Origin of the sequence: Paracoccus sphaerophysae (genome assembly GCF_000763805.1) — a bacterium.
Lineage (GTDB): Bacteria > Pseudomonadota > Alphaproteobacteria > Rhodobacterales > Rhodobacteraceae > Paracoccus > Paracoccus sphaerophysae.
Map to the genome: position 1 here is coordinate 1 of NZ_JRKS01000040.1, position 21,743 is coordinate 21,743.

16 protein-coding genes, 1 other RNA gene and 1 pseudogene are annotated in these 21,743 nt (G+C 69.5%); 6 read left to right on the top strand and 12 right to left on the bottom strand.

Annotated elements, in window-relative coordinates; genetic code table 11:
- Nucleotides 1–189 precede the first annotated feature (189 nt).
- Nucleotides 190–549, bottom strand: coding sequence for a hypothetical protein (locus IC63_RS11445; RefSeq protein ID WP_036720468.1), 360 nt, complete (start codon nt 547–549; stop codon nt 190–192).
- Between the two features lie 57 nt (nt 550–606).
- A complete protein-coding gene (gene ileS / locus IC63_RS11450; protein ID WP_036720510.1) occupies nt 607–3,588 on the bottom strand; it encodes an isoleucine--tRNA ligase in 2,982 nt (993 codons plus the stop codon).
- Nucleotides 3,589–3,872: 284 nt separating this feature from the next.
- On the opposite strand from ileS, the gene IC63_RS11455 reads away from it, so the two are divergent.
- Nucleotides 3,873–5,264 carry a hypothetical protein gene (locus IC63_RS11455; protein WP_156965453.1) on the top strand — a complete coding sequence of 464 codons (1,392 nt, stop codon included), beginning with the start codon at nt 3,873–3,875 and terminating at the stop codon, nt 5,262–5,264.
- On the opposite strand, the pseudogene folE2 reads toward IC63_RS11455, so the two are convergent.
- A pseudogene (folE2, locus tag IC63_RS11460) lies at nt 5,261–6,199 on the bottom strand (GTP cyclohydrolase FolE2); the annotation flags it as partial. The gene IC63_RS11455 and the pseudogene folE2 overlap by 4 nt on opposite strands.
- A gap of 206 nt (nt 6,200–6,405) precedes the next feature.
- Entirely contained in the window at nt 6,406–7,572 is a 1,167-nt protein-coding gene (locus tag IC63_RS11465; protein WP_036720475.1) for an aminotransferase class I/II-fold pyridoxal phosphate-dependent enzyme, read from the bottom strand.
- A 148-nt stretch (nt 7,573–7,720) separates the two neighbouring features.
- Here IC63_RS11465 and IC63_RS11470 point away from each other — a divergent pair, with 148 nt between their 5' ends.
- The 3 genes from IC63_RS11470 (at nt 7,721) to IC63_RS11480 (ending at nt 11,892) form a co-directional block, all read left to right on the top strand.
- A complete protein-coding gene (locus IC63_RS11470; protein ID WP_036720477.1) occupies nt 7,721–8,722 on the top strand; it encodes a TerC family protein in 1,002 nt (333 codons plus the stop codon).
- A 43-nt stretch (nt 8,723–8,765) separates the two neighbouring features.
- Nucleotides 8,766–11,171: an ATP-dependent helicase gene (locus tag IC63_RS11475; RefSeq protein ID WP_036720479.1), complete on the top strand. Its 2,406-nt coding sequence runs from the start codon at nt 8,766–8,768 to the stop codon at nt 11,169–11,171.
- A gap of 109 nt (nt 11,172–11,280) precedes the next feature.
- Nucleotides 11,281–11,892, top strand: coding sequence for an inner membrane-spanning protein YciB (locus IC63_RS11480; protein WP_036720482.1), 612 nt, complete (start codon nt 11,281–11,283; stop codon nt 11,890–11,892).
- On the opposite strand, the gene IC63_RS11485 is transcribed toward IC63_RS11480, so the two are convergent.
- From IC63_RS11485 to IC63_RS11500, 5 genes are all read right to left on the bottom strand, one after another.
- Nucleotides 11,862–12,755 (bottom strand): DUF726 domain-containing protein, encoded by an 894-nt coding sequence (locus tag IC63_RS11485; protein WP_036720484.1) that lies wholly within the window; start codon nt 12,753–12,755, stop codon nt 11,862–11,864. The two genes, IC63_RS11480 and IC63_RS11485, sit on opposite strands and share 31 nt — an antisense overlap.
- A 155-nt stretch (nt 12,756–12,910) precedes the next feature.
- Entirely contained in the window at nt 12,911–13,078 is a 168-nt protein-coding gene (rpmG, locus tag IC63_RS11490) for a 50S ribosomal protein L33 (protein ID WP_011750518.1), read from the bottom strand.
- A gap of 115 nt (nt 13,079–13,193) precedes the next feature.
- Nucleotides 13,194–13,634 (bottom strand): PAS domain-containing protein, encoded by a 441-nt coding sequence (locus IC63_RS11495; RefSeq protein ID WP_036720486.1) that lies wholly within the window; start codon nt 13,632–13,634, stop codon nt 13,194–13,196.
- Between the two features lie 139 nt (nt 13,635–13,773).
- Nucleotides 13,774–14,181: RNase P RNA component class A (gene rnpB, locus IC63_RS16995), an RNA gene on the bottom strand.
- Nucleotides 14,182–14,258: 77 nt separating this feature from the next.
- Nucleotides 14,259–15,242 (bottom strand): DUF1223 domain-containing protein, encoded by a 984-nt coding sequence (locus IC63_RS11500; RefSeq protein WP_052042156.1) that lies wholly within the window; start codon nt 15,240–15,242, stop codon nt 14,259–14,261.
- Between the two features lie 212 nt (nt 15,243–15,454).
- Here IC63_RS11500 and acnA point away from each other — a divergent pair, with 212 nt between their 5' ends.
- Both acnA and IC63_RS11510 read left to right on the top strand, forming a co-directional pair.
- Nucleotides 15,455–18,241, top strand: coding sequence for an aconitate hydratase AcnA (acnA, locus tag IC63_RS11505; protein ID WP_036720489.1), 2,787 nt, complete (start codon nt 15,455–15,457; stop codon nt 18,239–18,241).
- 141 nt (nt 18,242–18,382) lie between these two features.
- Nucleotides 18,383–19,174 carry a calcium-binding protein gene (locus IC63_RS11510; protein ID WP_036720490.1) on the top strand — a complete coding sequence of 264 codons (792 nt, stop codon included), beginning with the start codon at nt 18,383–18,385 and terminating at the stop codon, nt 19,172–19,174.
- 53 nt (nt 19,175–19,227) lie between these two features.
- Here IC63_RS11510 and IC63_RS18495 read toward each other — a convergent pair whose 3' ends face one another.
- Genes IC63_RS18495 through IC63_RS11520 form a run of 3 tightly spaced genes read right to left on the bottom strand, consistent with a single transcriptional unit; the run spans nt 19,228 to nt 21,520 of the window.
- On the bottom strand, nt 19,228–19,392 hold the full coding sequence (locus tag IC63_RS18495; protein ID WP_198026308.1) for a hypothetical protein: 165 nt from the start codon (nt 19,390–19,392) through the stop codon (nt 19,228–19,230).
- On the bottom strand, nt 19,389–20,543 hold the full coding sequence (locus tag IC63_RS11515; protein ID WP_232222595.1) for a YeeE/YedE thiosulfate transporter family protein: 1,155 nt from the start codon (nt 20,541–20,543) through the stop codon (nt 19,389–19,391). Before IC63_RS11515 ends, IC63_RS18495 begins: the two co-directional genes overlap by 4 nt.
- Nucleotides 20,543–21,520: a sulfurtransferase gene (locus IC63_RS11520; protein WP_084115790.1), complete on the bottom strand. Its 978-nt coding sequence runs from the start codon at nt 21,518–21,520 to the stop codon at nt 20,543–20,545. The genes IC63_RS11515 and IC63_RS11520 overlap by 1 nt, the downstream gene beginning before the upstream one ends.
- Nucleotides 21,521–21,743 lie beyond the last annotated feature (223 nt).

The following is a 21,743-nucleotide window of genomic DNA, read 5'->3' on the forward strand; positions in this document are numbered from 1 at the left end:
CGGCCATGCGGCGCGCCGCGCGGTCGACGGTATGGTCCAGGCGATCCAGCGCGGAAACCAGGCGCCGCTCGGCGACGGAGATATCGTTCATGGGACGGCGGGTCCTTCGGCTAGCCTGCTCGTTTGTGGCAAAGCCGGGCGGGTCTGGCAAGGCGGTCGCGCCGCGACGGCACGGGACCGCCGGAGGGGTCAGCGCGAGACGAGTGGCTGCGCCGACACCGCGCACCAGACCGCCGGGTCGCCGTCCGGGTTCGCGGTGCACTCCGTTAGCGTCGCCAGCGGCTCGATGGTGGCGCCCTGCGCGGCCTCCGCGGGCAGGGTCAGGCGGTAGGACGCGGGAAACTCGGTCGCGCCGTGGTCATAGGGGGCAAAGGCGAGGTCGGTTTGGATGCAGCGCCGCGCCGCGATGCGATAGCCCGCGCCTGTCAGCACCCCGGTCAGCGCCGTGGCCTTTTCCTCGCAGGCCGCCATGTCCGGCGCGGTCGAGAAGGCCACATGCGGCGCGTCGGCATGGCCCAGCGTGACGAGGATCAGCACGGTCGAGAGCATGGCGGTGTCCTTTTGCGGTGCGGCGGGGGCGCGCGGACGCGCCTCGGCCGGTTTCGATCAGACGCCCGCCGCGTCCAGCACCGCGTCGCAGCGTTCACAGGTCGCGGGGTGGTCGTGGCTGCCGACGTCGGGCAGGATCTTCCAGCAGCGCTGGCATTTCTGGCCCTCGGCCGTCTCGAAGACGACGCCGATGCCGGGAACCTCGGGCAGGCGAAAGGCCTCGCCCGGGGCCGGGTCGCCGGTCAGCACCACGTCAGAGGTGATGATGACGTCGGCAAAATCGACCGACTTCAGCGCCTTCAGCAGGCCCGCATCCTCGACATGGACGACGGGCGCGGCCTCGAGGCTGGCGCCGATGGTCTTGTCGGCGCGGCGCAGTTCCAGCGCCGCCGTCACCACCCGGCGGGCGCGGCGGATCGCCTCCCATTTCGCGGCCAGCTGGTCGTCGAACCAGTCGTCCGCCGTCTCGGGGAAGTCGTGCAGATGCACGCTGTCCGTCTCGGACGGAAAGCGCGACAGCCACACATCCTCGGTTGTGAAGGGCAGGATCGGGGCCAGCCACAGCGTCAGCCGGTGGAACAGCGCGTCCAGCACCGTCCGAGCCGCCCGCCGGCGGGGGCTGTCCGGGCCGTCGCAATACAGCGCGTCCTTGCGGATGTCGAAATAGAAGGCCGACAGGTCCACCGTGGCAAAGTCGAACAGCGCCCGGAACACGCCCTGGAAGTCATAGGCGGCGTAGCCGTCGCGCACGCGGGCATCCAGTTCGGCCAGCCGGTGCAGGACCCAGCGGTCCAGCTCGGGCATGTCCGCCAGCGCGATCCGTTCGGCATCCGAGAACCCGTCCAGCGCGCCCAACATGAAGCGCATGGTGTTGCGCAGCCGGCGATAAGCGTCGGCGGTGCCTTTCAGGATCTCCTTCCCGATCCGCAGGTCGGCGGTATAGTCCGACTGCGCCACCCACAGCCGCAGGATATCAGCGCCATACTGGTCGATGACCTCTTGCGGGGCGACGGTGTTGCCCAGCGACTTGGACATCTTCATGCCCTTTTCGTCCAGGGTGAAGCCGTGGGTCAGCACCCCCCGATAGGGCGCCCGGCCGCGCGTCGCGCAGGCCTGCAGCAGCGAGGACTGGAACCAGCCGCGATGCTGGTCGGTGCCTTCCAGATACAGATCGGCGATCCCATCCGACGCCCCGTCTGGTCGGTCTCGCAGCACGAAAGCATGGGTCGAGCCGCTGTCGAACCACACGTCCAGCACGTCCATGACCTGGTCGTAGTCGTCGGGGTTCACGATCCTTGCCAGCACGGTTTCCTTGAAACCGTCGCGATACCAGGCATCTGCGCCGTCTTTCTCGAACGCTTCGAGGATGCGGGCGTTGACCGTCTCATCCCGCAGCAGGAAGTCGGCGTCGTCCGGCCGCCCGCCCTTGCGGGTGAAGCAGGTCAGCGGCACCCCCCAGGCGCGCTGCCGCGACAGCACCCAGTCCGGCCGCCCCTCGACCATCGAGAAGATGCGGTTGCGCCCCGAGGGCGGGGTCCACTGGACCAGCCGGTCGATCGAGGCCAGCGCGCGGGCACGGATGGTGTCGCCCTGCTCGCCCATGCCGTCGGCTAGCGGCTTGTCGATGGCGGCGAACCACTGCGGCGTGTTGCGATAGATCAGCGGCGCCTTGGACCGCCAGCTATGCGGGTAGGAGTGCTTGAGCTTGCCCTTGGCCAGCAACGCCCCCTGCGCCGCCAGCGCCTTGATGTTGCTGACATTCGCCGGGCCTTCCTTGCCCTCGGCGGTCAGGATGGCCTGCCCGCCGAAGACCGGCAGGTCGGCGCGGTAGCTGCCGTCGGGCAGGACGTTGTGGGTCATCTTCAGCCCGTGGCGCAGGCCCAGCTGATAGTCGTCGTCGCCGTGGCTGGGGGCGGTGTGGACAAACCCCGTCCCGGCGTCCTCGGTGACGTGATCGCCGGGCAGCAGCGGGATGTCGGCGTCCCATTCGCCCGAGCCCCCCTCGATCCCCCGATAGGGATGCGCCAGCACCAGCGAGGCGAGCTCGTCGGCCGGCACGTCGCGCAGGCGGCGCACCATCCCCGGCTCGAGCTTGGCGGCGCGGAACGTCTCGTCCGCCAGCCTGTCGGCCAGCAGGTAAAGCCCGCCCGGCCTGGCCATCGAGCCCTCGGGCGCCTCGGCCACCTGGTAAAGCCCATAGGCGATGCCCGGCCCATAGGCCACGGCCCGGTTCTGCGGGATGGTCCAAGGCGTCGTCGTCCAGATCACCACCTGCGCCCCCAGCAGATCGCTGCGGAGACAGCCGTCCAGCTGCGCGAAGTCGTGCTGCGCCACCACCGGGAAGCCGACCCAGATCGTGTGGCTGGTGTGGTCGTGATATTCCACCTCGGCCTCGGCCAGCGCGGTCTGTTCGACCGGCGACCACATCACGGGCTTGGACCCCTGATACAGCGAGCCGTTCATCAGCAGCTTCATGAACTCGGCCGCGATCACCGCCTCGGCGTGGTAGTCCATCGTCAGATAGGGGTCGTCCCACTTGCCGGTGATGCCGAGGCGCTTGAATTCCTCGCGCTGGACATCGACCCAGCCCTCGGCAAAGCGGCGGCATTCCTGGCGGAACTCGACCACGTCCACGGCGTCCTTGTCGCGGCCAGCGGCGCGGTACTGTTCCTCGATCTTCCATTCGATCGGCAGGCCGTGGCAGTCCCAGCCCGGCACATAGCGCGCATCGCGGCCCATCATCTGCTGCGAGCGCACGATGAAGTCCTTGAGCACCTTGTTCAGCGCATGGCCGATATGCAGATGCCCGTTCGCATAGGGCGGGCCGTCATGGAGGATGAAGGGCGGTCGCCCCGCGGCGTCCGTGCGCAAGCGGTCATAGACGTCCAGCCGTTCCCAGCGCTCGAGCCAGCCGGGCTCGCGCTGCGGCAGCCCGGCGCGCATCGGAAAGTCGGTTTCGGGAAGGAAGACCGTGGCGCGGTAATCGGGGGCGCGATCATCGAGGGCGGCGGCGGTCGTGTCGGGGGTGTCGGCGGGCATGCGGATCATCCTGGGGCAAACGGGTCAGGCAGGCGTCATCCCGGCAGGCGCGCGCGTGACCGCTACGCCGCCGGGCGGCTAATTCGGGATATCCGGACCGCGGGAACCATGCCGGGCTTATAGAAAGCGCGCCGGGCGCCCGCAAGAAGGCCGCGGCAGGGATTGCAGCCCCGCCGCAGCCGGCCCACCCTGCGCCCCGAGTCGACCATGCCCCTGTCCCGTCCCCTTCCCACCGCCGCGGCGGAAATCCCGTGACCGGGTTGCCGCAAAGATCGGCCGCAACGGTGATCTCGCAAGCGTGCATCTGCCTGGTGATCCTCGTGTCGCTGGCCGAGATCGTCTGGCACACGGCGGCGCTGCCGTTCCTCGCCGGGGCGGCGCTGGCGGTGTATCTCGTGCTGGAATGGCGGCGCTTCACGCTCGCCTCGTGGGTGCCAGTCATCCTGTCCGGGCTGCTGCTGGCGCTGGCGGTCGCGCAGGGGATCGAGCCGGGCGCCCTGGCCGACGGGTTGTCGCGGATGGCGTTTCTGGCCTCGCTGCTGGCGCTGCTGGGAATCCTGCGCGTGGTCGCGGGCGAGGCGCCGGCCATCGCCCAGTCCGGCCGCTACCTGACCGCCCAGCCGCCGGGCCGGCGATATCTGGCGCTGGCCGGCGGCGGGCATGTCTTCGGGCTGCTCATCAACCTGGGCGGGCTTGCGATCCTGCTGGAAATGGCCGTCCGGGCGCTGGCCGCCGATCCCGCGTCCCGGCAGCCGGGCGTGCGCGAGATCAAGCTGCGGAGGATGACGGTGGCGACGCTGCGCGGCTTCAGCCTGATCCCGCTGTGGTCGCCGTTCGGCTTCGGGATGAACACGCTGCTGCTGGCAATGCCGGGGCTGAGCTATCTGCAGATCGGGCCGCCCGGCATCTGCGTCGCGCTGCTGTTCCTCGCCGCGGGCTGGGCGCTGGACTGGGCCACGGCCCCGGCCCGGCCGCCGGGCATGGCTGCGCCGCCGCCCGCCGATCCACGCGACCGGATCGGGCTGGTCCGGCTGGTGCTGCACGTCCTGGCCCTCGGCGGGCTGGTCTTGGCGATCAGCACCGGCACCGGTCTGGATTTCCAGCACGCGCTGCTGCTGGCGGTCCCGGGCTACAGCCTGCTGTGGGCCGGGCGGCTGGGGGCGGCAGAGCCCGGCGGCCCCGCCGCGGCCATGCGGCGCTGCGCGGCGCTGACCGTCCGCCGCTTTCCGTTGGCGGCGGGCGAAATCGCCATCTTCGCCTCGGCCGGGCTGCTGTCGGTGCTGGCGCTGGAGCTGATACCGGTCGACCGCGTGCAGGCGCTGGTCGCGGGGGCCAGCGTCACCGCGCCGGCGGCGATCCTGGCGCTGAACGTCCTGCTGTTCGGGCTGGCGAGCGTCGGCATCAACCCGATCATCACCGCCGCCGTGCTGGGGGCGGTGGTGACGCGGCTGCACATCCCGGGGCTGAGCGACGCCGCCGCGGGCCTGAGCCTCGCAGGCGCGTGGAGCCTGGTGATGATCTTTTCGCCGGTCATCACCACCGTCGCCTATGCCGCGGCCCTGGTCGGCAAGACCCCGATCGTCGTCGGGCCGCGCTGGAACGGGGTCTATTGCCTCTGCGGCCTGGGGCTGTGGACGGCGCTCATGGCCGGGCTGGTCGCCGTGGGCTGGATCTAGGCCCGCAGCCCGGCGAATGTCATCGGGTCGAGGCTGATCTGCGCGAAGGTCGGCCCCTCGGTCAGCAGGCTGACCGCGTCGTGGGAATGCAGCGATTCCTGGTGGCTGGCGATGATGCGGAAATCGCCGATGCGCGGGTCGGCGTCCAGTTCGTGCGCGAAGGCGCGCACGGCATCCTCGACAAAAATCGGGTTTGCGGCGTTCAGTTCGGCAAAGGCCTGTTCGTCCTCGCGCTTGACCATCACCTGCGTCTCGGTCGCCACGGCGCGGCGGCAGAGCGCCACCATGTCCTCGAACCACAGCTTTTCGTCGCCCTGCATCACCGCCGAGATGCGCGCGATCGAGCGCTGCGAATGCGGCGTCGCCAGCTGGCTGCGGCTTTCGCGGGCGTGTTCGGAGAGTTCCAGCGAACAGGGGCAGGTCGAGGAATACACATAGTCGAAATGCATGATCCGAAGGCGCTCGCCGCCCTGATCGACCAGTTCGAGCGCGATGTCGTAATACTGCCACCCTTCAAGCCCCGAGCGCAGCGAGCCGACCCGCATCGGATAGGACAGCCGCATCTGAATGCGCGCGTCGAAGCTGTCGAGGTGGTCCTTGTAGTCGTTGACCGCCGCCGCCAGCACCCCTAGCGAGAACTGCTTTTCGGCATGGGCATAGAACGAGCGCATGATCCGGCTCATGTTGATGCCCTTGCGGTCGGCATCGAGGCTGACCGTGCCGGTGACGCTGGTTTCCAGCGTGGTCTCGCCGCCGTCCTGGCGCTTGTAGCGGATCGGCAGGCGGAAATTGGAAATCCCGACATGCTGGATCGCCTTGCGGGCGCCGACGATGAGGCTCGCCGGGCCGTTCTGCAGGTCGGGCAGGCTGGCGCGGTACTGGTCGGATACGGTGAAATCGGCCGGATAGTCCCGGCTGAGCGCGGGATAGACGGGGGTGAGCGGGCGGCTCTCGGTCATCGTCACCTCGCAGGACGGGCGCGGCAGGGGCGCGGCGCTGCGGTCAATATGGGCAGAAACGCGGCGGATTAAAGAATGTTTCGTCTGGCGCGGGCGGGCGCGACCGGGGGCGCTTCGCCCTCCGGCCCCCCCGAGGATATTTTCGGACAGAAGATCGCGCCCCTGCCCCGTGCCGCTGGGGATCAGCCGATCGCGCCCAGCAGGTCGGCGATCAGGTCGTCGGGGTGTTCCAGGCCGACCGACAGGCGGATCAGGCCCGGTCCGATCCCCAGCGTGGCACGGTCGGCGTCCGACAGGCGCTGATGGGTGGTCGTCGCGGGGTGGGTGGCGATCGACTTGGCATCGCCCAGATTGTTCGAGATCGACACCAGTGCCAGCCGGTTCAGCGCCGCAAAGGCGGCCTCCTTGGAGCCGAGGTCGAAGGCGATCATCGTGCCGCCGGTCCCCATCTGCCGCATCGCAAGGTCGTGCTGCGGGTGCGCTGCCAGGCCCGGATAGATGGTCCGCACCCCTGCCCCGTCCAGCGCCGTGGCGACGGCCAGCGCGCTGTCGGCCATGGCCCGGACCCGCAGGTCCATGGTGGTCAGCCCGTTCAGCATGATCCAGGCGTTGAAGGGGCTGATCGCGCCGCCGGTGTGCTTGAGATAGGGCTCGGCCACCTCGCGTACGAACTGCCGCGTGCCGCAGATGATGCCGCCCAGGGCGCGGCCGCCGCCATCGACATGCTTGGTCGTCGAATAGACCACCACGTCGGCGCCCTGCTCCACCGCCCGGCTGAACACCGGGGTCGCAAAGACGTTGTCGGCCACGACCAGCGCGCCGGCGTCGTGGGCAATGCGGGCGATGCCCTGGATGTCCATGACCTCGAGCGTCGGGTTGGACAGGGTTTCGAAGAAGCACAGCCTGGTGCCCGGGGTGACCGCCGCGCGCCAGGCGTCGAGGTCGGTGCCGTCCACCATCACTACGTCGACCCCGAACCGGGCGAGGATGTCGAGCACGTAGAGGCACGACCCGAACAGCTGCCGCGCGGACACCACCCGGTCGCCGGGCCGCACCATTGCCATCAGCGCGCCGTTCACCGCCGCCATGCCCGACGCGGTCGCGAACGCGTCCTCGGTGCCTTCCAGCGAGGCCATGCGGTCCTCGAACATGCGCGAGGTCGGGTTGCCGTAGCGGGCATAGATGAACTCGTCCGGCCCGACCTTCTGGAACCGCCCCTCGGCCTGTTCGGCGCTGTCATAGGCAAAGCCCTGGGTCAGGAACAGCGCCTCGGCCATCTCGCCATACTGGCTGCGGCGGATGCCGTGGTGAACGGCGCGGGTGCGGGGGTGAAGCGGGCGCTGGGTCATGTCCGCCGGATACGCCCAGCGGCAAAAAAGCGCAACGCGGGGGTTGACCCCGGCCGCCGCGCCCCTAGCTTGGTCGAGACCGGGCCCCGCTGACGATCCCTGCGGATCGTGATGTCGGTCGCATCACGTCAGATCGCAGGAGATACCGATGGCGCTTACCGCCCTTTTTCTTGGCCAGCCGCTGTGGATGTGGCTGACCTTCATCGCCGCCGTCGCGGTGCTGCTGGTGCTGGACCTTGGCGTCCTCAACCGCGGCAACCGCGAGATCGGCGTCCGCCGCTCGCTGATGCTGTCGGCGATGTATATCGCTCTGGGGCTGGGCTTCGGCGGCTTCGTCTGGTGGCAGATGGGCCAGGGACCGGCGCTGGAATACCTCACCGGGTTCGTGGTCGAGAAGTCGCTGGCGATGGACAACGTGTTCGTCATCGCGATGATCTTCGGCGCGCTGGCCATCCCCCGCGCCTATCAGCACCGGGTGTTGTTCTGGGGCATCCTGGGCGTCATCGTGCTGCGCGGCATCATGATCGGGGTCGGCGCCACGCTGGTCGCGCGTTATGAATGGATCCTGCTGGTCTTTGCCGTCTTCCTCATCATCACCGGCCTGCGGATGCTGTGGTCGGGCGACGAGGAGCACGACCTGTCGCAGAATCGCGCCTTCCAGTTCCTGCGCCGCAACCTGTGGGTGACGAACCGCCTGCATGGCGAGCGGTTCTTCGTCCGCCGCACCGACCGCGCCGGCCGCCGCCTGCTGTTCGCGACGCCCCTGTTCCTGGCGCTGGCGATGGTCGAGATCGCCGACGTGATCTTTGCCGTGGACAGCGTGCCGGCGATCTTTGCGATCACCACCGACCCCTATATCGTCTATACCTCGAACATCTTCGCCATCCTCGGCCTGCGGGCGCTGTATTTCGCTTTGGCCGCGATCATCCACCGCTTCGCCTATCTCAAGCAGGCGCTGGCCGTGCTGCTGGTGTTCATCGGCGGGAAGGTGATTGTGGCCGAGATGCTGGGGATCGAGAAGGTGCCGCCGACCGTCTCGCTGTCGGTCACCTTCGTGATCCTGGCGGCGGGCGTGGGGTATTCGCTGTGGCGCACCCGCAACGATGCGCCGCACGCGCCGGCCGCGCTCGAGGATGCGAACAAGGCGTGAACACGCTCTTTCGCTGCGGCATGGAAGCGACTATGTTGCGGCCATGAGCCAGTTCGACGACGCCGATGCCTTCGAAGCCGCCGCCCGTCCTTCGCTGTCGCAACGCGCGATGGCGGGGCGGGCGGCGCCCTATCTGGACGGGCTGAACCCCGCCCAGCGTCAGGCGGTGGAGACGCTCGACGGCCCGGTGCTGCTGCTGGCCGGTGCCGGCACCGGCAAGACCCGCGCGCTGACCACCCGCATCGCGCATCTGCTGACCCAAGGGCGCGCGACGCCGGGCCGCATCCTCGCCGTGACCTTCACCAACAAGGCGGCGCGCGAGATGAAGTCCCGCGTCGCCCACCTGCTGGGCGAGACGGTCGAAGGGATGCCGTGGCTGGGCACCTTCCACTCGGTCAGCGTCAAGATCCTGCGCCGCCATGCCGAGCTGGTGGGCGGCGACGGTCTGCATCTGAAGCCCAGCTTCACGATCCTCGACACCGACGACCAGATTCGCCTGCTCAAGCAACTGATCGCGGCCGAGAATATCGACGAAAAGCGCTGGCCCGCGCGGATGCTGGCGGGGCTGATCGACGACTGGAAGAACCGCGCTCTGACGCCCTCGCGGGTGCCCTCGGGGGAATCGAGCGCCTTCGACGGGAAGGGCGTCGCGCTGTATTCACAATACCAGCGCCGCCTGCTGGAGCTGAACGCCACCGATTTCGGCGACCTGCTGCTGCATTGCGTGACCATCTTCCAGGCCCATCCCGACGTGCTGGGCCAGTGGCAGGACCGGTTTTCCTATATCCTTGTCGACGAATACCAGGACACCAACGTCGCCCAGTATCTGTGGCTGCGGTTGCTGGCCGCGCGGCACCGCAACATCTGCTGCGTGGGCGACGACGACCAGTCGATCTATGGCTGGCGCGGGGCCGAGGTCGGCAACATCCTGCGCTTCGAGACGGATTTCCCCGGCGCCCAGGTGATCCGGCTGGAACAGAACTACCGTTCCACCCCGCATATCCTCGCCGCCGCCTCGGGGCTGATCGCGGCCAACAAGGGCCGACTGGGCAAGACCCTGTGGACCGAGGCCGAGGGGGGCGAAAAGCTGCGCCTGATCGGCCACTGGGACAGCGAGGCCGAGGCCCGCTGGATCGGCGAGGAGATCGAGGCGTTCCACGGCGGCCACCGCCATTCGGTCGGCCGGCGCAGCCTGAACGACATCGCCATCCTCGTGCGCGCCGCCCATCAGATGCGGGCCTTCGAGGACCGCTTCATGACCATCGGCCTGCCCTATCGGGTGATCGGCGGCCCGCGCTTCTACGAACGACTCGAGATCCGCGACGCGATGGCCTATTTCCGGCTGGCGGTGTCGCCGACCGACGACCTGGCCTTTGAACGCATCGCCAACACTCCCAAGCGGGGCCTTGGCGAAAAGGGGCTGCAGACCATCCAGCGCGTCGCCCGCGCCAGCGGCCTGTCGCTGCTGGAGGGCGCGGTTGCCGCCACGGCCTCGGGCGAACTGACCGGCAAGGCCGCCAACCAGATGCGCGAATTCGGCGCCGCGATGGGCCGCTGGCACGCCGACGCGATCGATTCGACGGTCAACCATGTCGAACTGGCCGAGCGCATCCTTGACGAATCGGGCTACACGGCGATGTGGCAGAACGACAAGGCGCCGGACGCGCCGGGGCGGCTGGAAAACCTCAAGGAACTGGTCAAGGCGCTGGAAGAGTTCGAGAACCTGCAGGGCTTCCTCGAACACGTCGCGCTGGTGATGGACGCGTCCGAGGGCGAGCAGGCCGAGGAAGTCTCGATCATGACGCTGCACGCCGCCAAGGGGCTGGAATATCCCATCGTGTTCCTGCCGGGGTGGGAGGACGGGCTGTTCCCGTCCCAGCGCAGCATGGACGAATCGGGTCTCAAGGGGCTCGAGGAGGAACGCCGCCTGGCCTATGTCGGCATCACCCGGGCCGAGGAACTGGCGACCATCACCTTTGCCGGCAACCGCCGGATGTACGGGCAATGGCAGTCGTCCCTGCCCTCGCGCTTCATCGACGAACTGCCCGAGGACCACGTCGAGGTGCTGACCCCGCCCGGCCTCTACGGCGGCGGCTACGGCGCCGCGATGGCCTTTGCCGGCGCCAATGGCGGCAGCGAGATGCACCAGCGCGCCAGCAACGCCGACGTCTACAACTCGCCGGGCTGGAAGCGGATGCAGGAACGCGCCGCCGCGCGCGCCGCGCCGGTCCATCGCACCCCGATCGTGATCGACGCCGACCCGGGCGCGCGATTTGCGGTGGGGGAACGGGTGTTCCACCAGAAATTCGGCAGCGGCACCGTCATGGGCATCGCCGAGGACACGCTGACCGTGCAGTTCCCGGCCGGCTTCAAGACCATCAAGGCGGCCTATGTCCAGCCGGCCAGCGACGCCGCCCGCGACATCACCCCCGACGACGTCCCGTTCTGACCCCTGCCCTTTCTTCTTTGTCTCAAATATCCCCGCCGGAGGCTCCGGCCGCACCGCAAGCCACTCCGGTCCCCTTGCCGAACCCACGCCCATCGGCCAGAACCTGTCCATGACCGACCGATCCCCTCCGCTGTCCCCGGGCCTCAAGGCCGCGCTGGACTATGGCCCGCTCTTCGCCTTCCTGGCAGTGTTCCTTCTGTATCGCGACCGCACGGTGACCTGGGGCGGGGAAACCTATCCCGGGCTGATCGTGGCGACGCTGGTCTTCGTGCCGCTGACCCTGCTGGCCAATGCCGTGCTGTGGGCAAAGACCCGAACCCTGTCGGTGATGCAGCTGGTCACCCTGGCCATCGTGGTGATCTTCGGCGGGCTCACGGTCTGGCTGAACGACGCCCGGTTCATCAAGATGAAGCCCACGATCATCTATCTGGTGCTCGCCGGTCTGCTGGGGCTGGGACTGGCCCTGCGCCGCAACTGGCTGGGCGTCGCGATGGGCGAGATGGTGCCGCTGGCGCCCGAGGGCTGGCGCAAGCTGACCCAGCGCCTCGTCGTGCTGTTCCTGGCCCTTGCGGTGCTGAACGAGATCGTGTGGCGGACCCAGTCCGATACCACCTGGGTGCTGTTCAAGACGGTCGGGCTGATCGTCCTGACGATCGGCTTCTTCGCCGCCAACATGCCGCTGATCCGGCGCTACGCCCTCCCCGAGGACGACTCGCGCTGAGGCGCGAGCAGCCGTGACCAGCGCCGCGCCGGCCGCTCCGGCCGCGCCATCGCCAGCAGCGACAGCGGCAGCGCCTGCGGCGTGCACAGCGCCGCGCGCCAGACCTCGAACAGGCCGGCGCGCAGATAGGGCGACCAGTGACAGGCGCGGCTGGCGCCGCCTTCGATCGAAAAGCCGAGGCGGCCCAGAAAGCCCAGGGTCTCCGGCGCGTCGATCTGCAGATCGATCCAGTTCGGGCGCGGCCGGTCCAGCCCGAAGCCCAGCGCCCGGTGGCGACCCGCCGACAGGATCAGCTCCAGCGCCAGGTCATAGGGGTCGTTCTCGCGCGAGGTGACGTTGATGACCTCGGCCAGCATCCCGGCGGGGCTGGCGATGGCGGCCTCGGCCCGCGGGCGCAGATCGGCGGCGGCCAGCAGCACCACCCGGCCGACGGCGCCGGGCGAGGCGCGGCGCAGCGCCGCCAGCGCCACCCGCGCGCCCAGCGAATGGCCGATCAGCGCTACCGGCCGCCGCGCGGTGAGCGCCAGCGCGTCGATCAGCGCCGCCAGCCGGGCGCCGGTTTCCGCGGCCCGGCCGTCGACCGCGCGCAGCGCGCCGCAGGCATCCCAGCCCAGCGCCACCGCCAGCCCTTCATCGCCGTCGCGGGTGAACCCCAGCGCGCCCGGCCACGACGCCGCCCGGCGCGAGTCCGGGTCGGGCGTCAGCGACAGGATATGGCGATGCGGCGAGGCATGGGCGCGGTCGGGCGAGAACCGATACCCGTGGATCATCACCACGATCGGCCGCCCCGCGGGCAGGTCGGCCGCCCGCTGCCACAGCCCGGCCGGAACGGCCTTTCCGCTGTCGACTGCCACAAGCGCCATGCCGCACCTCGTCCGCTGCGCCTGCAGTATGGCGGATGTGCGCGACTGCGGCGTGACGGGGGCGTGGCGGTTTCGTGACGACCGCCCGGACGGGCAAACGAAAACCGCGCCGCGGCAGGGCCGGGCGCGGTCCAACTCGGCAAGTCGGGCTGATCTTACTTGATCTTGCCTTCCTTGTATTCGACGTGCTTGCGGACGACGGGGTCGTATTTGTTGACCGTCATCTTTTCGGTCATCGTCCGGGCGTTCTTCTTGGTGACGTAGAAATGCCCGGTGCCCGCCGTCGAGTTCAGACGGATCTTGATCGTCGTCGGCTTCGCCATAGGTCCTGCTCCTGCTGCGGGGCGGGCCTGCGGGCCGCTGTCCGATTACCCCGTGAAATCTGTGAAGCCCGCCTTTTACGCGGCGCGGGGCGGGAGTCAACCGGATTCTGCCGCCTTAGCGCGCGCGCAGCACGCACAGCACCTTGGCGACGCGGCCCTGCGAATCCTCGACCGGCACCAGCGTCGCGTGGGACGCGATCGCCCGCCGGCAATCCAGCGTGATCGCCACCGTATCGCCGCCAGCGGCGTCGGCCAGGGCGCGGCGCAGCGACAGCCCGTCGGCATGGGCCCACATCTGCCACCAGAACCGCCCCTGCGGCGGCGCGGCCCCATCGGGCAGCAGCAGCGCCTGTGCGACGGGGTTCATCTGGGTGACGCGGCCGTCGGGGTCCATGAGGATCACCGGCTGCACCACGCTGCGCATCAGGGCCAGCGCCAGCGAGGCGTCGCCGTCCTCGGGGTCGGGCCGGCGCTGCGGCAGCGCACCGGTCAGGCCGGCCTGCAGGGCGGCCGGGGGCACGGAAAGATCGGAACGTGTGTCGGGTAGCGGCAGCATGAAAATCCCCCTCGACAGCAAATACGCACTCAAATCTCTGCGACTTTAGCACGAGGCGGGGGGCGCACCGAATCCTTTTTGCCCCGGCGCGCAACGGCAGCGCGCGTTGCCACGGCAGCCCGTGATGCAACGGGGGAAATCGCGCGGATGGCCTGTAAGCCGGGTTCTGTCCAAGGGGCTCGCGCCCCTCTGGATGACCATTCCTCTGGTCCCGCCGTTGCCGACGGGATCAAGCTGCCAACCCGGATCTGCTGGGGCGCAGGCGGCCCTGCGAGGTTGCCCCCGCGCGCGATCCCTATTCGGCATTGCTCCTGGTGGGGCTTGCCCTGCCGGTCCGGTTGCCCGTCCCGCGGTGGGCTTTTACCCCACCGTTTCACCCTTGCCTGCGGCCGCGCCCCTCGAGGGAGCCCCGCCGCCGGCGGTCTGTTCTCTGTGGCGCTTTCCCTGGGGTTGCCCCCGCCGGGCGTTACCCGGCACCATGCCTGCATGGAGCCCGGACTTTCCTCGACACCCCCCAAGGGGGCGCCGCGGTCATCCGGCCATCCGCGCAGTCGCGCAGATAGGGATGGCGCGGGCGGCGGTCAAGCCGGTCGAGGGCCCGGATCGGGCACCGGGGCTGGGCGGTCAGTCCAGCCGGATCGCGGCCAGGATCGGACCGGGATAGCCCCCGCGCAGCGGCTGCTGGACCAGGATCGCGTGGCGAGTGTCGGCGGGAAAGCCGCGCCCGGTTTCGCCGGCCCTGACCGTCAGCCGCAGCGGCGTGCGCGCGGCCCAGTGGTCCAGCGTCTCGGCGCCGACCACGATGTTGCGGTACAGCATCCGGCGGCCGTGGTTCTCGCCTGCCTCGATCTGCACCGTCCGCTGGGGCAGATAGCGGATCAGCTCGATCCGGACCCCGCCCGGGATCGCGGCGCGGGGGGTGAGGTCGATGACGAAGGCGTCGCCCTCCTGCCGGGCGCTGACCATCACCGCCGGCGGGCGGGTCGCATGTTCGTCGATCAGCGCCAGCAGCCCGGCCCGCCCGGCACCGATGATGGTGTCCTGCCCGTCGACGATGATCTGCGGCGTATAGACGCCCCGTTCGCCGGCGGCCGCGGCATAGGCTTCCTGCCGCACGGTATTGGGCGGGCTGGCGAAACTGTCGGGCCAGCCGAGATAGTCCCAGTAATCGACGTGCCAGCTGAGCGTCAGCACCCCCGGCTGGTCGGCCAGCGCCGCGATCGCGGCATCGGCGGGCGGACAGGTCGAACAGCCCTGGGCGGTGAACAGCTCGACCACCACCGGCACGCTGGTCAGGCCACGGCTGGCCGGCGCCGCGGTACCGGCGGGGCGTGCGCTGCGTTCAGGGGCAAGCGAAAACGCGCCATCGGGTACGGCGCCGGCGTCGTCGTCGGGCGCCTCGATCAGCCCGACCGCGCCGTCATCGGGCGCGCCCGCATCCTCGATTCCAGGGGTGGCCTGCGCCAGGCTCTGCGCCGCCGCCGGCCAGGCCCCGGCGAGTGCGGCGGCAAGGGTCAGGGCCGCCAGGGCACAGGATACCGCCCGGAATGGACTCTGGCTGCAGGACGACGGGACAAGGGGAAATGCAGACAACACGGTGGAATTCATGTCTGCCTCTTAGGACAGCAAGGTTCCCACGGCCAAATCAATGCTTCGTTAGGCCACCCGCCCAAGGACGCTTGCAAGCCAGCGCGTGTTTGTATACTACGGCATACAATAGCACCTGCGAGCCCTGCGCCACCCGACGAATCTTGCGTCGTCGGGTGAATCGGGGCAATCGGGGCGCGTTGCCCAGCTCTCCATTTCCAGGAAGGACAGCCATGCCCATCGTCACCGGAACCGACACCGCCAAGACCCGCCGCGAGCTTTCCGCCGGCGGCGCGACCGTCGCCTATTACTCGATCCCCGCCGCCACCGAGGCGGGTCTGGGCGACTTTTCGAAACTGCCCGCCTCGCTCAAGGTCGTGCTGGAAAACATGCTGCGGTTCGAGGATGGCGGGTTTTCGGTCAGCGTTGACGACATCAAGGCCTTCGCCGCCTGGGCACAGAACGGCGGCAAGTCCGACCGCGAGATCGCCTATCGCCCGGCCCGGGTGCTGATGCAGGACTTCACCGGCGTGCCGGCGGTTGTGGACCTTGCCGCGATGCGCGACGGGATCAAGGGGCTGGGCGGCGACGCGCAGAAGATCAACCCGCTGAACCCGGTCGACCTGGTCATCGACCACTCGGTGATGGTGGACGAATTCGGCACCCCGCGCGCCTTCCAGCGCAACGTCGACCTGGAATACGCCCGCAACATGGAACGCTACCAGTTCCTGAAATGGGGCCAGCGCGCGTTCAAGAATTTCCGCGTCGTCCCCCCGGGCACCGGCATCTGCCACCAGGTGAACCTGGAATACCTGGCCCAGACCGTATGGACCGACACCGACCAGACCGGCGCCACCGTCGCCTATCCCGACACCCTGGTCGGCACCGACAGCCACACCACCATGGTCAATGGCCTGGCCGTGCTGGGCTGGGGCGTCGGCGGGATCGAGGCCGAGGCCGCGATGCTGGGCCAGCCGGTGTCGATGCTGATCCCCGAGGTCGTCGGCTTCAAGGTCACCGGCGCGCTGCGCGAGGGCGTGACCGCGACCGACCTGGTGCTGAAGGTCGTCAAGATGCTGCGGGACCACAAGGTGGTCGGCAAGTTCGTCGAATTCTACGGCTCGGGCCTTGACAACATGCCGCTCGCCGACCGCGCCACCATCGCCAACATGGCGCCCGAATACGGCGCGACCTGCGGCTTCTTCCCGGTCGATGACGAAACCCTGCGCTATCTGCGCCAGACCGGCCGCGAGGAATCGCGCATCGCGCTGGTCGAGGCGTATGCCAAGGCCAACGGCATGTGGCGCGGCGCGGATTACGAACCCGTGTTCACCTCGACGCTGGAACTTGACCTGGGCGACGTGGTGCCCGCGATCTCGGGGCCGAAGCGGCCCCAGGACCACGTGGCGCTGGATCAGGCCGCGCAGGCCTTCAAGGACTATATCGGGGGCGTGCGCCCTGCCCCGTCGGCGCCGGCCGAACAGAAGTTCGAGATGACCGAGGAAGGCGGCGCCCCCGCCCCGCGCAACGCGGAAATCCCCGGCGACGACACCTCGGGCCAGCAGGAAACCGGCGCCCGGGTCGAGGGCCAGGACTACCGCCTGCGCGACGGGTCGGTGGTGATCGCCTCGATCACCTCGTGCACCAACACCTCGAACCCCTACGTGCTGATGGCCGCCGGGCTGGTGGCGAAGAAGGCCAACGAGCGCGGGCTGACCCGCAAGCCGTGGGTCAAGACCTCGCTCGCCCCCGGGTCGCAGGTGGTCGAGGCCTATCTGAAGGCTGCCGGCCTGCAGGAGCATCTGGACGCGCTGGGGTTCAACCTCGTGGGCTTCGGCTGCACCACCTGCATCGGCAACTCGGGACCGCTGGAGCCGGCGATCTCCAAGTCGATCAACGAAAACGACCTGGTCGCCGTGTCGGTGCTGTCGGGCAACCGCAACTTCGAGGGCCGGATCTCGCCCGACGTGCGCGCCAACTACCTGGCCTCGCCGCCGCTGGTCGTGGCCTATGCGATCGCCGGCGACATGAACATCGACATCACCCGCGATGCGCTGGCCACAGACAAGGACGGCAAGCCGGTCTATCTGCGCGATCTGTGGCCGACCTCGCGCGAGGTGGCCGACCTGGTCGAACGGATCGTCACCCGCGAGATGTTCCAGGCGAAATACGCCGACGTCTTCAAGGGCGACGAGCGCTGGCAGGCGGTCGAGACCACCGACAGCGAAACCTATGACTGGCCGCCAACCTCGACCTACATCCAGAACCCGCCCTATTTCCAGGGCATGTCGCGGGAACCCGGTGTCATCAGCGACATCGAGGGCGCCCGGGTGCTGGCGGTGTTGGGCGACATGATCACCACCGACCACATCTCGCCCGCGGGGTCGTTCAAGCCGACCACCCCCGCCGGCCGCTATCTGACCGAGCGCCAGGTCGCGCCGGCCGACTTCAACAGCTACGGCTCGCGCCGCGGCAACCACGAGGTCATGATGCGCGGCACCTTCGCCAACATCCGCATCAAGAACGAGATGCTGGACGGCGTCGAGGGCGGCTATACCAAGGGCCCGGACGGGCAGGAAACCGCGATCTACGACGCCGCGATGGAGTGGCAGCAGCGCGGCACGCCCCTGGTCATCATCGGCGGCCAGGAATACGGCGCCGGGTCCTCGCGCGACTGGGCGGCCAAGGGCACCAGCCTGCTGGGCGTCAAGGGCGTGATCGCCGAGTCGTTCGAGCGCATCCACCGCTCGAACCTGGTCGGCATGGGGGTGATCCCGTTCGAGTTCACCGGCGGCGACACCCGCAAGACGTTGGGCCTGACCGGCGACGAGGTGATCTCGATCAACGGGTTGGCCGAGGACTTCAAGCCGCTGAAGCTGGTCCCGGCGACGATCCGCTATGCCGACGGCACCGAAAAGACCGTGCAGCTGAAGGCGCGCGTCGATACCGAGGTCGAGATCGAATACCTCAAGAACGGCGGCGTGCTGCACTACGTGCTGCGGAACCTCGCCAAGGGCTGAGGCTGCGCACGGCGGAGGATCGAAGGAGCCCCGCGCGGGGCCCCTTTTCACATTCGGGTGGGCATTTGTTGAATTGCACGGCCTCTGCCCCCGTGCCAGCGTGACCGTTCTTCCAGTATCTATGCAGCAGGAGATGTGACAATGGCGACCATCAACGGCACCAACGAGAGCAACATTCTCTATGGCACCGCCTGGGCGGACCTGATCCGGGGGCTCGACGGGGACGACAGGATCTACGGCCGGGCCGGCAACGACACGATCTACGGCGGCGACGACCACGACAGCATCTGGGGCGAGAACGGCGATGACGTCATCGTGGCCGGCAAGGGCGAGGACCGGGTCTGGGGCGGGGCCGGCCATGACCGGATCACCGACGAAAGCGGCAACGACATGCTGGACGGCGGCGACGGCAACAACGTCATCAGCGCCGGCGAAGGCAACGACACCCTGCGTGCGGGAACCGGGTCCGACACCATCAACGCCGGGTCGGGCAACGACATCGTCAGCTCGGGCGCGGGCGGCGACCGGATCTTCGGGCTCGAGGGCGACGACCGCATCGACGCGGGCGCCGGCCACGACATCCTGATCGGCGGCGAGGGCAACGACACGCTGATCGGCGGGCTTGGCAACGACGACCTGGCCGCGGGCGAAGGCAGCGACATCCTCGACGGTGGGGCGGGCAACGACATGCTGCGAGGCGGCGCGGGCGACGACCGCTTCGTCTTCACCGCCGGTCTCGACACGGTGCGCAACTTCGACCGCGACGACGACGTGATCGACCTGCGCAGCTTTGCGGGGCTCGACAGCTATGCGGACGTGCGCGCGCATCTCGTGCAGGCCGGCAACCATGTCGAGTTTCGGCATGGCGCGAACGTGCTGCGGATCGAGTGGACCCGGGTCGGCGAACTCGGGTCCGACGACTTCAACTGGTAAGCCGTCTGAACCGGTGACAGCGGCGCGCATCCGCCGGCGGATGCGCGCCGCCCTCAGCGCGGCAGCGCGCCGCAGAACCCGCCGCTCGCCTCGGCGCCCGAGCCGAGGGCCAGCATCGCCGGGGCGCGATAGGGGTTGGGCGGCGTCGCGGCCACATCGGCGGCGATCAGGATGGCCAGCCCGGCCAGGACAGCGGCGGCGGTCAGGCGGCGGGTCATCGGCGGCCCTCCATCCCCAGCAAAGGCCTCAGCCGCACCCCCAAGATCGAGCCGGCAAAGCCGCAGACCAGCCACGCCCAGCCGTGCAGGCTGCCGGTCGAGATGCCCGAAAACAGCGCCCCCACGTTGCAGCCGAAGGCCAGCCGCGACGAATACCCCAGCACCAGGCCCGAGATCACCGCGGCGATCCACGCCCGCACTGGCAGGTCCGGCAGGCGCTGCGCCAGCCCGCCCCGCCAGAAGGCGATCAGCATAGCCCCACCGATCAGCCCGAAGTTAGTGAGCGAGGTCACGTCGGTCAGCACGCTGGCGCCGATCCGCCCGGCATTGCCCGGGGCTGCCCAGAAGGCCGAGGCCGACGGATCGACACCCATTGCCACCGCCGCCTTGGCGGCCCACAGGCCGAGCCCGTAGACGACACCCCAGGGCTGGCCCGAGACGACAAGGTTCAGCAGCGCCAGCGCCGCAAGCAGCAGCGCGGCCTTGACCCAGCGGGCCGGGATGCGGCGATGCCCCGGCGCCGCGACGGCCAGCACCGCACCGGTGACCAGCGCCAGCAGCACCAGCGTGGCGGCCAAACCCTGCCACCCGCGCAGGACGATGACCGGCAGCGTCCCGAGCCCGGTCCACCAGACCAGCGACCACGAGCCGAGGAAGCTGCCGAGGATGAAGAACGGCAGCGCCACCACCGCGACGGCATTGCCGCTGCCCGCGTTGACCAGCGTGCCCGAGCCGCAGCCCAGCACGACCTGCATCGCGACGCCAAAGACGAAGGCGCCGCCCAGCATCGCCCAGCCAATGGGGGCGGCGGCGCCGGACAGCTCGCCCGGATGGGCCGCGATCAGCGGGATCGCCACGGTCGCGGTCAGCGCGATGGCGAGGATCTGAGCCAGCACGCCCCCGGCCTCGCGGCGCTGGATCAGCGCCCGCCAGGGGCCCGCGAAGCCGAAGCCGAAGCCCTCGAGCGTCATCCCGAGGCCAAGGCCGATGGCGATCAGCAGCGCAAAGCGGGCGCCCACCAGCAGCGCCACCGCGCCGATCAGCAGCAGGATCGCCGCGACTGCGGCCCCGCGCGCGGCAGCCGAAGGCACCAGCGGGGTCGCCGGCGTCTCACGGGAGCCAGCCGGCATCGACAAGGTTGCCCCGGCCATCACGACCCCCTCAGCTGGCGCAGCAGGTTGGCGACCAGGCCGGGCGTGTTTTCCAGCCGATGGCCGGACTGCGCATAGCCGACCATCGATTCAGGATACAGCTTCACATCCGGCAGCCCGGCAAGCTCGGACAGCGCGAACCACTCGGTCGCGGCCCAATGGCCGGTGTTGCAGAAGGTCACGACCTCGCGCGCGGGCTCGATCCCCAGTCTCGCGGCGACGTCGGCGGCTGTGGTGGCCGGCGCGATCGCCGTCGTGCCCGAGGCGAACCATTCGGTATGCGGCACGTTCCGGGCCCCCGGAACCGTCCCCGGCAAGGGCGCCGCGGCGTGCGACTGGCGGCCCTCGAAGAAGGCGGGCGGCCGGGCGTCCAGGAGCAGCGCGTCGCCCGCGCCCTCGGCCAGCCCCGCGATCTCGGCCTCTGTGGCCAGCCAGCGGTCGGTCCAGCGGACCTCGAACAGCGTCGGCTCGGGGGTGACGGGTGCGGTGTCGATCGGCAGGCCGGCGGCGGCCCAGGCGTTCATCCCGCCGTTCAGGATCGCGATGTCGGTCAGCCCGGCGGATTTCAGCGTCCAGTAGACCCGCGCCGCGGCGCCGAAATCGTCCTGGTCGCTGCCCTGGTGGACCACGACCACCGGGCGGGTCTCATCGACCCCCAGATTCTGCAGCGTCGCCTCGATCTGCTCGGGCGTGACCAGCCGGCCGGGGTTTTCGGAGGGGCCGCGGAACAGCTTGTAAGGCGCGTCGACGGCGCCGGGGATATGACCCTTGCCATAGGCCTCGCCGCGGATGTCCAGCACCCGGGCATCGACGGCAGCCAGCTCCGCCGGCGTCACCAGCGGGCCAAAGCTGCGCGCCGGTTGGGCGGCGGACTCGGCAGCCGGCACGGGGGAGGCCGGCGTTTCGGCCAGCGCGGGAACGCCGAGGACGGCCAGCGCCAGCGCGGCCGGTCCAAGGGCAGAGGCGAGAAATCGCATCGGTCGTTCTTTCATCGAAGTCAGGGTTCCGGTCCGAGATACGCCGCGCCGGCCGCATCACAAGGCCCGGGGGGCGGGACTGGCGCCCGGCCATCAGGCCGTTCGTCCGCGCCTTTGCGACAGACTGGACGATATGCGACGAGACGCGGCGGCACGCGGAAAACCGTCCCGCCTTGGGTCCGCGCGCGGAACGAACATCCTTATTTGCGCCGACCGCAGCCAG